Annotated in this window: 8 protein-coding genes and 1 pseudogene; 2 read left to right on the plus strand and 7 right to left on the minus strand. The window is 33.5% G+C overall.

The features are described from left to right. Positions 1-246 precede the first annotated feature (246 nt). From F6K06_RS28485 to F6K06_RS28495, 3 genes are all read right to left on the minus strand, one after another. Positions 247-1,425: a transposase gene (locus F6K06_RS28485; protein WP_353734907.1), complete on the minus strand. Its 1,179-nt coding sequence runs from the start codon at positions 1,423-1,425 to the stop codon at positions 247-249. 413 nt (positions 1,426-1,838) lie between these two features. Beyond that, a complete protein-coding gene (locus tag F6K06_RS28490; RefSeq protein WP_287244185.1) occupies positions 1,839-3,476 on the minus strand; it encodes an acetolactate synthase large subunit in 1,638 nt (545 codons plus the stop codon). 997 nt (positions 3,477-4,473) lie between these two features. Then, complete coding sequence (locus F6K06_RS28495; protein WP_287244188.1) at positions 4,474-5,841, minus strand: NAD-dependent succinate-semialdehyde dehydrogenase; 1,368 nt, start codon at positions 5,839-5,841, stop codon at positions 4,474-4,476. Positions 5,842-6,391: 550 nt separating this feature from the next. Here F6K06_RS28495 and F6K06_RS28500 point away from each other — a divergent pair. Both F6K06_RS28500 and F6K06_RS28505 read left to right on the plus strand, forming a co-directional pair. After that, positions 6,392-6,688, plus strand: coding sequence for a hypothetical protein (locus F6K06_RS28500; RefSeq protein ID WP_287244190.1), 297 nt, complete (start codon positions 6,392-6,394; stop codon positions 6,686-6,688). Positions 6,689-7,820: 1,132 nt separating this feature from the next. After that, a complete protein-coding gene (locus tag F6K06_RS28505; protein ID WP_124143734.1) occupies positions 7,821-8,759 on the plus strand; it encodes a glycosyltransferase family 2 protein in 939 nt (312 codons plus the stop codon). 538 nt (positions 8,760-9,297) lie between these two features. Here F6K06_RS28505 and F6K06_RS28510 read toward each other — a convergent pair. The 4 genes and pseudogenes from F6K06_RS28510 to F6K06_RS28525 all read right to left on the minus strand — a co-directional run. Continuing rightward, entirely contained in the window at positions 9,298-10,281 is a 984-nt protein-coding gene (locus F6K06_RS28510; protein ID WP_124143733.1) for an ABC transporter ATP-binding protein, read from the minus strand. A 652-nt stretch (positions 10,282-10,933) separates the two neighbouring features. Then, positions 10,934-11,131, minus strand: coding sequence for a hypothetical protein (locus tag F6K06_RS28515; protein ID WP_124143732.1), 198 nt, complete (start codon positions 11,129-11,131; stop codon positions 10,934-10,936). 30 nt (positions 11,132-11,161) lie between these two features. Beyond that, the gene (locus F6K06_RS28520; protein ID WP_161564372.1) at positions 11,162-11,317 is read right to left on the minus strand and encodes a hypothetical protein; all 156 of its coding nucleotides are present in this window, start codon (positions 11,315-11,317) and stop codon (positions 11,162-11,164) included. Positions 11,318-11,653: 336 nt separating this feature from the next. Beyond that, a pseudogene (locus F6K06_RS28525) lies at positions 11,654-11,777 on the minus strand (photosystem II q(b) protein); the annotation flags it as partial.

An 11,777-nucleotide genomic window follows, 5' to 3' on the forward strand; every position in this document is an offset into this window, starting at 1 on the left:
TCAAACTAATCTGAAAATAAGCTATTTTTTGTAACCAAAAACTTTCTTTCTAATCACACCTTAATTTAATTACCATAATTTTTCTCTGTCAAAGTCAAATACCAGAGTTTTATATTGACACTCGCCCGTTAAATCGGAGATTATAACAGAAGATTCTTGTATCACAGATTCTTAGCTAGATAACAAATCAAACAAGTTGAGTTGTACCCCCGTCAGACCATCTCCACAAGCTTTCTTGCTCCGTCTTTACGCTGAGGGAACCTCAGCGCAGGCGGTGCGCTTTTCTTTTGCCGTGTGCCCCACGGCTATTAATCCTCTATTTCTGATTATTTTTGCAGCAGCTACATCACGATTTATTTGATAACTACAGTTGCTACAATTATGCTTTCTATCAGAGAGTTTCTTTTTCTGTCTATGCCCACATAAAGGATATTCTTGAGATGTATAATTCTTATCAACTTTGGCATAATACTTACCTCGTTTCCAACAAACATAAGGTAAGATTTCGTTAATAAACTGACCTATACCACTATCTAAAGATTGTTTCCTGACAATGCCTTTAGACCAGGAATTAAAGTTAACATATTCGACAAAAATATTGTCTGCTAAATCACAAAGTTGATGAGCTATGTTGAAATGCCAATCACGTCTTGTATTAGAGATTTTCTCATCCAATCTAGCTATTCTATTCTGGAGTTTTGACCAATTACTCGACCCTTTATTTTTATGTTTTAACCTTCTTTGCAGCAAGCTCGCGCGTTCCCTTGCGCCTGGAGGCGGCGCGGGGTCGCTCGCCAATTTAAGCTTGCGTAGTTGACCTGATAAAAACTTAGGGGCCTTGATTAATTTTCCTGTAGAAGTAGCGACAAAACTTTCTATCCCTGCATCTATACCTAATGATGTTTTCCCTACTAAATTATCTGGCACTGACTTTGATGAAGTAAAACTAACCATCAAATAATAACCCGTAGCTTTTTTTACTATCCTAGCTTGTTTAGCTACCATAACTTCTGGATATGGTCTACTTTGCCTAATTTTAATCCACCCCAGTTGAGGCAACTTGAATCTACCGCAACCTAGATAATTTTTCAGCATGGCAGGAAAAACAAAGCTTCTCATCCTTTTCTTAAATCTAGGAAAGCCTTTACCCAGAGATTTCATTTCAGAAAATGCCCTGTCTAATTGTTTTAAAGTTTGTTGTAAAACTTGAGCATTAACTGATTTTAACTTAGGATTAGTTTTCTTGGCTGTTGTTAGATTTTTTGCCTGATAATTGTAATTAGGGTAAGGGGTATCACCAGGGATAATATATTCAGAAATAATCGAACAAATATTGATTGGTGACTTCCTTGAACTTAACCAATCTTTATGCCCTCTTAAAGCATAGTTATATACACTTTTACAGACATCAAGAATGTGATTAATTTCTGCCTATTGATGCTGAGTTGGTTCAGCTTGTACTGGTAAGTTAAAGTAATCAATTTGGTGATTCAACTTATTTCTAAATACCATTTAATCCTAACACAAAACTTGTTTCATAATTGTGCAATTAATTTACTGGTTGAAATTCATCTCACCGCTAAATTAAAAATTATAGTGGCTCGAACTCTTTAAACATTCTCTGATAGCTAAACTATAGAAAAAATTTTCGTATTTCATCGTAAGTTTTCCCTAGTTATTTTCTCATTGGTGGCTGAAAAATTTGTATTTCCCACCCTACTGAACTCCTGAAAATACAGAAACTTTCCTACTCTGGATTATTTTTCAGCAACCAAGCAATAACCAATCATAAATTGCTGAAAAATCTCCTACTCAAACCTACTACGAACTACTACTAGCTAAATAGAACAACTTAAACCACCTGATTTTTGAGTAAAACGAGCATTTTCTCGATAATCAACAGGACAATCAATTACAGCGGGAACATCTTGAGCAAGAGCCTCTTTCAGAGTAGGAATTAAATCAGTAGCAGACTCAACTCGATAACCTTTCAAACCAAAACTTTCAGCAAACTTAACAAAATCTGGATTGCCAAACTTAATAAAAGATGACTTACCGAAATGGTCTTCCTGCTTCCATTCAATCAAACCATAACCACCATCATTAAAAATTAAAGTTACAAAAGCAGTACCCACTCGTAAAGCAGTTTCCAACTCTTGACAATTCATCATAAACCCACCATCCCCTGTTGCAGCTATTACCTTACGGTCAGGATGGACTAATTTAGCAGCGATCGCTCCAGGAATAGCAATACCCATTGCAGCAAATCCATTAGAAATCAAACAAGTATTAGGACGGTCACAATGATAATGTCTAGCAATCCACATTTTATGAGCACCAACATCAGAAATAACAATATCTTCTGGGCCCATTACTTGACGTAAATCATAAATTAGTTTTTGAGGCTTAATTGGAAAGTCATTATCTTTACTATATCCCTCATATTCAGAGCGAAGATTTGTTCTAATTTCTGATACAGTCGGACTTACTTGATTCATTCGCTCAGAACGTCGTAAAATTTCATTCAAAGAATCTGAAATATCTCCAACTATTTCAGCTATCGGAATATAACTACTATCAATCTCCGCATATTTTGCTCCAATATGAATAATCGGAATTTCACCTTGAGGATTCCATTTTTTTGGTGAATATTCAATCAAATCATAACCAACTGCAATAACCAAATCTGTTTCATCAAAAGCACAAGTAATATAATCCCGTTGTTGTAATCCTGTAGTCCATAAAGACAGAGGAAGAGTATAAGGCATCACACCTTTACCCATAAAAGTATTAGCAACAGGAATATTTAATTGTGTTGCAAACTCTGTTAAAGCTTCACTTGCATTAGCCCGAATCGCTCCATTTCCCACTAAAATTACAGGGTTTTTTGCTTTAGAAATTGCTACTGCTGCTGCAGTCATACTTTGATAAGCAGAATAAGATTTTTCTTGCTTATCACGATTCAAAGGTTCCCCTTCTACAGACATTGCCGCAATATTTTCAGGTAAATCAATATGTACTGCGCCAGGCTTTTCTTGTTGAGCTACTTTAAATGCTTTGCGGACAATTTCTGGTGTATTACTAGGACGAACAATTTGAGCATTCCATTTAGTTACTGGCTCAAACATTGCCACTAAATCTAAATATTGGTGAGATTCAATGTGCATTCTATCTGTACCAACTTGACCTGTAATTGCTACTAAAGGTGCGCCATCTAAATTAGCATCAGCAACACCTGTCATTAAATTAGTCGCTCCAGGGCCTAATGTTGATAAACAAACTCCTGCTTTTCCTGTTAAACGACCATAGACATCTGCCATAAAAGCGGCACCTTGTTCATGTCGGGTAGTTATAAATTGAATTGGAGAATCTTTGAGAGCTTCCAAGATATTCAGATTCTCTTCTCCAGGGAGTCCAAATACATATTTGACTCCTTCATTTTCGAGGCATTTTACCAATAATTCTGCAGTGTTCATCTCTATTTTTCTCCTTTGATCAAAGGTGGTAGAAAACTAAATCGAAAGTTTTAACTTTAAATTCAGATAAATTTACGGGTACAACGAAAAGTAATTTCGACTATTTATCTAAAATTACAGGCTGAAATATAATGCTTAATTTTAAAACACAAATTCTATAAATGATTATTTTTTTTCTTTTCCGGAATCAAGATAAATTAAACCTCTATTTAACTTTTTTTCCCAGGTAATTAAGTATCTGTGCGAAATCAATTTAACATTTGGTTAAAGCAGCTCACAGGCAGTAAAAAATATACCTGAGTAGTAGATATAAAAATTATTTTTCTTGCCTATTGTTAGATTTAATCTAAGATGATGCTTTCAAAGTTGTTAGTGGGTAAAGTTGTCTAATCTCCAGTTAATCCTCCTGAAATAGGGAAAGCGTTAAAGGTAGATTCGGAATTATTTTAGATACAAAAACTATACTTGCTAAACATCCTATAATACCTCACATCAAATCCGGATAATTAGTTATTTGATAACTTAGAAGTCAAGAGTTAAGAGTTAGGGGTTAGAAGTTAGGATTCCATAGTGGGAATATGTAGGGACTTTCTATGGAGCATCCCTACTACTTCACATATAGAAGAAAGTTTTTCGATAACTGTACAAACGGATTTGATATCACATCTAATACCAAATCCGGTTTTCATACATCTCTTATTTTTATAGCCTAAATCCTTGCTCTAATTAAAGATTTAGTCAATGTTTTAAAAGGAGCTTTTCAAAACCGGATTTGGTATTATACCCACTTTTAAAAGCAACACTATATTTGATTGGGGTGTAAAAATCACTCTGAAAATAATCAGAATTATTACATACTAAGCACTCAATTCAACTTCTAGGATTGATAAATATCAAATCTAAGTATGACAATATTTTAAGTAATTGCTATAACTCCTAACAGCTATTAAGTAGGTAGACAAGATTAACTTTATTTATCTTATCGCCAAATACTTAATTATTTAACCCAAACTGTCTTAATATTGACAAATTCTAGAATTCCTTCTTTGCTCAGTTCTCGACCATAGCCAGAACGTTTAATCCCACCAAAAGGCAGACGTGGGTCAGACTTGACTAAACCATTGATAAAAACTGCACCTGCTTCTAGTTCTGATATTAACCTATCTGTCTGGGCTGTATCTGTAGTCCATGCACTTGCACCTAATCCGAAAGGAGAGTTATTGGCCAGTTCTATTGCTTCATCAATATTAGTAACCCGAAATATCAAGGCAACAGGACCAAAAAACTCCTCTTTATAAGCAGGGGAATCTACTGGAATCTCCGCCAAAATAGTAGGAGGGTAAAAATTTCCGGGACTGTCAGATAAAAGATGACCTCCTGTTAGAACTTTTGCTCCTTTCTCAACAGAAGTTTCTACTTGAGCATTTAACTCTTGAAGAATAGATGGAGTTGCCAAAGGACCAATATCAGTATCTGGCAACATAGGGTCTCCTACCTTCAAAGCCTCAAATTTTTCTACTAGACGCTGTTGAAATTCTTCAGCAATAGTTTCTGCTAATATGAAGCGTTTGGCTGCAATACAAGATTGGCCATTATTCAACATCCGAGCTGTAACAGCAGTAGACACAGCTTGTTCTAAATTAGCACTTTCTAATACTATAAATGGATCGCTACCTCCCAATTCCAAAACAGTTTTTTTGATTGATTGACCTGCTATTGCTGCTAAAGCCATTCCTGCTGGTTCACTTCCAGTTAAAGTTCCTGCTTTTACTCGGTCATCTGCCATGATGCCTGCTACTTTATTGGAACCTATCAATAGGGTTTGAAATGCTCCTTCTGGGAAACCTGCTTCTTTAAATATTTCTTCAATGGCCAAGGCACATTGGGGAACATTAGAGGCGTGTTTTAATAAACCTACATTTCCTGCCATTAAAGCTGGTGCTGCAAATCTGAAAACTTGCCAAAAGGGAAAATTCCAAGGCATAACAGCTAGCACTGGGCCTAATGGTTGATAACGGACAAAAGATTTACTTGCGTCAGTTTGTGCTGGTACGTCAGCGAGAAATTTTGCTGCATTTTCTGCATAGTAGCGACAGACTAGGGCACATTTTTTAGCTTCAGCGATAGCTCCACTCAGAGTTTTACCCATTTCTAGGGTCATTATTTTGGCAAATTTTTCAGCATTTTTCTCTAAAATATCGGCTGCTGCTAATAGCCATTCCCCACGTTGAGTCATGGAAATTTGACGATATTGACCAAAAGTTGTGATTGCTAATTCTAGTTTTGTTTCAATCTCTGCATCTGTGATTGGTTCAAAAGTTTTTAGTGTTTCTCCTGTTGCTGGATTAATTGTAGCGATCGCCATTAATTTTTTCTCCTCAATTTAAAGTTAAAATTACTTTTTAAATTAAGTCACAAGTTATGAATATCAATACATTTTGTGACAATAATGTTTTTGACAATAACTTTTTTTCTTGCTGCTGTAAATCCTTCGATAGTTTAACTTATTCGCTTCTTTACCCCTGGGTGTTAATTTCATCCAAGAGCTTACTAATTTTTGTTAACTTTAGTTTGGCTTTATACTTTATCATACTCGCTTGCACTAGCAAAAACAGTTAATTCTTAACTATCTTTTACAATCATTTAACGATATAAAAAAATATACACTTATAGATAGGATTTACAAATTTTTCAGTTATAAACTCCATATATAGTGGAGCACTCTAGTTTTTAAGTTCTATATTATAAGTGTTTTTTTGTAAGCCCTGATAGACAGTCTTTATTTCCTATTCCTCAAACTGTAGCGAAGTCTATGTATATATATATATGTTTTATCTCAATCACCTACAATAGCTAGACTTTGTCTAAATCTCCCTATCAGGCCAGAAAAACCAACATGATAGGGGTATCATTAAATGTATAAAAAGTATCACACTTTTATCAAAATAATTGGTCTAAAACCCCGCCTTTTAAGGCGAAATATTTTTGTAGGGTTGCTCAAAATCCCCATTACAAAAATAACTTCTGACTTCGTTAAAGATACCATGTCTGAATTGACTACTGTTTATCAAAAAATATTTAATCTAGTAAGAGGGATTAGACCTCAACTTCCTAAGGGACTTTGGAAAGGCAAAAAGAAACGTGGACGACCGATCAAAATTTCTGTACCTAGTTTTCAACAAGAGCGTTGCGCGTGGGTGGTATCAACTTAAATATCGTCGTCTAGTTGTACGATGGGAACGTATTTCTGCTTGCCCGTGATGCTTTTTTAGGGTTCGCGGAGCGTGGGGTTAGCCATATCGTCACTGTACATATTTGGGTTAATCGCATTTTATTAGTGGCATAGGTTCAGTAATATCTAAAATTTCATAAAAACACTGTTAATTATGATTTATCAATCATAAATTTTGACGACTAAACTATTTGATACAATTTTATAACATAATTATCAACTAAGATTGCAATATCAAACTTAGATATTTATAATGTTGAGATATTAGTAGATGTAGATTTAAGTAAGCTAGATTTTAAAACTAGCAATCTTATTTTCTACGGAAAACTAACTAATTATCAGGGGCAGTTGACATACGTTAAGTTGTTTGTACAAGAGTAATTTTAATCCGTCAAAAGTGAATAGTTAGCCTCCTGTGGAGGAACTGTCTTAACAAATGTGTGATGGGAATGAGCAACCTGCCATCAATATATACTATAAGTTTTTTAACCAGAGGCGTGAGGGTCTTCAACGAACCTGTTTAAAATATTAACGGATGACTGATGAACAATCAAAAATAACTTCTAGATATATATCTTTGATATTGAAACTATGAGAATGGGATGAAAATAATCTTTCAATATTCAAATATAACTATAACCGTCATTTTAAATTTAATACTTTACAATTCTGTAAAAGCATAATTATTTGAAAACTTACTACAAACTTTATTGAATTCAGCAGAGATAAAAATATATTGTAATTATCTACAGGAACGTAGTTAGACTGAAGATAATTACAAGCAGAGGAAGCAATATTACTAATTCAGTTATAATTAACAGTAGATAAATTACAAACAGCATATCTTTATATAGGTAAATTCATTGGTGTAGCAATAGTTTTTTTTCGCTATAATGTAAATAAAAATTGTAAAATTTGCAACTATGATTTTAATATAAATGACAGTTTATCTTCTGATATTATTAATGCAATTGTAGAGGGAAAATTGGTGTAGCAGTAGTTTTTTTCGCTATAATGTAAATAAAAACTGTAAAATTTGCAACTATGATTTTAATATAAATGACAGTTTATCTTCTGATATTATTAATGCAATTGTAGAGGAAAAGTTGCTAATGAAATTTAGTATCGTAATTACAACTTATAATCGCTTAGATTTATTAAAACGGGCAATTAATTCGGCATTAGAACAAACGGTTGAATGTGAAATAATAGTAGTTGATGACTGTTCAATAGATGGTACAAAAAAATATGTCAATAGCTTAGGAGATCGTGTAATTTACTATTGTACTTCTTCTAACCAAGGTCATGCAGCAACAATGAATTTAGGGGTGCAAAATGCTCAGGGAGATTGGATAAAACCTTTAGATGATGATGATTATATGGCAGCTAATTGTATAGAGGAAATGACTAAAGCAATTATTCTTCATTCTCAAGCAGTGATTCTTTCTTGTCAGGCAGCACAAGTTGATTGTCATCAGGTAGAAATTAGTCGTACTTATAAAAGAGGACCTGGAACAGCATTTTATATTTCCCAAGAAGATATTCACTATGGGATGTTACTAGAATCATTGCCATTTGGTACTCCTATTCAAGTTGCTTTTCGTCGGGATGCTTTTTTAGAATCTGGAGGATGGGATACTAATTTAAGGAGTTGCGATGATATTGATTCTTGGATTAGAATTACTGAGTTTGGTGATGCTATTTTTCTCAACCAATGTTTAGTTTATCGTACTATTTGGATAGGAGGATATGACAGGAAAATTCCTTTGAAAAAACGTTGTAATACTAATATTTTAATAAAAGAAAAAATATATACTAAAGTTCATAAAAAGTATTATAATCTAATTCCAGAACTTGAAGATATACGGCAATACATAAATTTACATTGGGGTATAGTTGCTTTCAAACAAAAACAATTATTAACAGCTATCAATATATTATTACCAGCATTTTTTTCTCTGAAAGCCTGGCAAATTTTTTTAGAAGTTACTATTGCTAGAAGAATGAAAAAAGACAATAAAAATTTAATCAAAAAAGTTTTGATTAATTAATTTTATATTTATATAGCAATGAAGATAAAAGAATATTACGAAACTATTTTTATAGAGAATAGAACAGTTTTATGTAAAATTATATAGGTTCCAAATTCATACTAAATTTAGTATCAATAGTTGTTGATGAAACACTTAAAAATAATCACCGGCTCTATAAGTATAAGCGAATTATTCCAACTTCAATAATTATAAATCATAGGTTTTATGACAACTTTATAATTTTCAATTGGTTATGAAAAACATAATTATTACCAACAATACAAAGCATTAACAATAATATTAAAAATAGGGCTGCATACTTAATATGATGTGCCTCTCCGGGGGAGCTAGGCTATCAGATAATCAGCTATAAATAACATTTAAGAATTGACAGTACCGAAGAAATATTTGAATCATGTTTACTTGATCTCCTTTCTACTCTTCTAATTCCTGACTCCTGTACGTCACCGATCCGGCGGCTCCTCATTCCTCACTAAGTTATTTATAAGTATTTAACCTATAGCGTAGCTCCCTCGGAGGGACACATCATATTACCCTATTCTCTACTAGAAAAAATTCCCTTTTCTCGTAATTGCTGCATAAAATACTCTTCTAGACTAAGCCTTTCTATATTCATTTTCATCAGTGTAGCTTTCATTAATCCCAAACTAACTAAAAATTCTTTAGGGTCTCCCCGCAAATGACCTTGCCAAAAATTATGCTCAAATTCTAAATCTGGTATCCATTGTTTAAGAATCTTAAGATTACCACTTTTACCCTTAACATAATAACTTTCATTAGTTCCTAATACTTCATCTAAAGTACCAATACAAATTAATTCTCCTTGTGCAAGAATAGCAATGCGATCACATATTTTCTCCACATCAGACAAAACATGACTATTAAAAAAAATAGTCTTCCCTTGTTTTTTGAGCGAGATAATAATTTCTCTGATTTGATAACGTCCCATTGGATCTAAACCTGACATAGGTTCATCTAAAAATACTAACTCAGGGTCATTAATCAAAGTTTGCGCCATACCAACTCTTTGCAACATTCCTTTAGAATATTGACGTAGTTGCTTTCTAATAGCTGTTGATTTAGACAATCCCACTAGGTCAAGTAATTCTGGAATTCTTTGTCTTTGTATTGATGTTGGTATTTGAAATAATCCTGCTACAAATTCTAGAAATTCCCATCCAGTTAAATATTCATAAAAGTAGGGATTTTCTGGCAAGTAACCAATTTTTTCTTTAATTACTCGATCGCCTATTGGCTGCCCTAATAAAACTCCCGATCCAGATGTAGGGCATACAATTCCTAATAAAGTTTTAAGTAGGGTAGTTTTTCCTGCACCATTTTGTCCCAAAAGTCCAAAAGTTTCTCCTTGATAAACTGTCAAAGTACAGTTTTTAAGAGATTCTATTTTTTGATTCATCCAAAAACCAGTGCGGTAAAATTTACCTAAATTATTAGTTTCTATCACTGGCAATTTTTCTGGTGTCTTTACTTCAGTGGGAATATTGACAGCAGATTCCATAAAAATTCAGCCTATATATTTAATATTTTATTTTTTATCATAAACTGAATCAGGACTTCAGTAGGAGAACCCGAAAACCTGGTTTCTTCATAGATTTCTATGTTGAAAAACTATAACGTTATAGATATGTAGTGTCTAGAACTCAAAGATGACCTCAAGTAATACCAATTTGAAAAAAGAATGTTACAAATAATAAGGGCGATAAGATGTCCCTTTGACTAATAAGATAAGTTATAAACTAAGAAATGGCATCGAAGCTATTCATTCTATACATTGCCTTACCAAAAGCTCCCCTACCTGTACGGGCAAACGGCCTTTTGCCCCTACCACTGACTCCGAAAAAATCCCCTAGCTATTTGTAGCAAACATTGATCAAATTGGTATAACAGCTAAAATCCAGTAGGGACATTCCATGGAACGTTGCTACTTTGGTCTACCCACATGAAAACCTATGTACACATGATTTAACCATTTTTGAGTTCTAGACACTACATATATAAGACGTTATAGTTTTAATTTATTACTAACTACATATAGTGTTTTTGTTTAAGTCTTATTTATATGTTATTTAAAAGCAAGAATACTTGAAGCCTTGGAAAAACTAAATTCTAAAAAAATTTGATTTTTTGAATAATTTAGATGAAGGTTGAATTTACCATTTCATCATTTTATCTATCTGGGAACGAATGTCATAAGTATCATTCAGACAAGTAATAAAACATATAATATCAACCCTAACATACTTACCATTCTTATGACAGACAATATTAAAAACAGCATTCCCTCTTGCATACCGTGAAGAAGAACCAGTAACAGTTTTGATTAGTCCTGTTGCTACTAAACTGCTCATTTTCTGTACTGCTTTAGCTGCACAATTTGACTAATTTGTAGTAGAAACAGGCTCCCAACCTGTGCTACCTCCTGGAGCTGATGTTACATTTTGTGTATTTAGTTCTTTAGTGAAAGACCCAAATATTAATGCCAGAGCTGCCCAACTAACAAATATTGGCTTTGTAATTGTATTAGTAATTTTCATTTTATCTAATACCAAGCGTGAAAAAATAATGTTACGAATAGTAAGAGGAATAAAAAGACAAATGCATGATATGTCCTTTGACAAAAAGAATGATTTACGACCTGAAAAATGGTATTGAAGCTATTGATTCTGACTCAGTCCGACTGAGTTACCCTCCTGGGAGGGGTTAGGGGTGGGTTGACTCCTAAGAAATATCCTAGCTATTTGTAGCAAATATTTATTAATTTGGTATAACCCACATTCGGTACTTCAAGTTGTATCACAAAAGAAATAAAAAAAACCCTCCCTTTGGAGGGTTTTTTTGAGTAATTTAAAATTCAATCAATCAACTAGAAATTAACCATTGATAGAAGGAGCTTCTACAGCAGCCAAATCTAGAGGGAAGTTGTGAGCATTACGCTCGTGCATTACTTCCATTCCTAAGTTAGCCCGGTTAATGATGTCTGCCCAAGTATTTACC

It is taken from the genome of Okeania sp. SIO1H4, assembly GCF_010672695.1.
GTDB classification, from domain to species: domain Bacteria; phylum Cyanobacteriota; class Cyanobacteriia; order Cyanobacteriales; family Microcoleaceae; genus Okeania; species Okeania hirsuta.

Excerpts from the sequence above, each read along its gene's own strand:
- F6K06_RS28495 (WP_287244188.1), bottom strand. The coding sequence starts at position 5,841 with ATGGCGATCGCTACAATTAATCCAGCAACAGGAGAAACACTAAAAACT.
- F6K06_RS28505 (WP_124143734.1), top strand. The coding sequence starts at position 7,821 with ATGAAATTTAGTATCGTAATTACAACTTATAATCGCTTAGATTTATTA.
- F6K06_RS28500 (WP_287244190.1), top strand. The coding sequence starts at position 6,392 with ATGTATAAAAAGTATCACACTTTTATCAAAATAATTGGTCTAAAACCC.
- F6K06_RS28520 (WP_161564372.1), bottom strand. The coding sequence starts at position 11,317 with ATGAAAATTACTAATACAATTACAAAGCCAATATTTGTTAGTTGGGCA.
- F6K06_RS28510 (WP_124143733.1), bottom strand. The coding sequence starts at position 10,281 with ATGGAATCTGCTGTCAATATTCCCACTGAAGTAAAGACACCAGAAAAA.
- F6K06_RS28515 (WP_124143732.1), bottom strand. The coding sequence starts at position 11,131 with ATGAGCAGTTTAGTAGCAACAGGACTAATCAAAACTGTTACTGGTTCT.
- F6K06_RS28490 (WP_287244185.1), bottom strand. The coding sequence starts at position 3,476 with ATGAACACTGCAGAATTATTGGTAAAATGCCTCGAAAATGAAGGAGTC.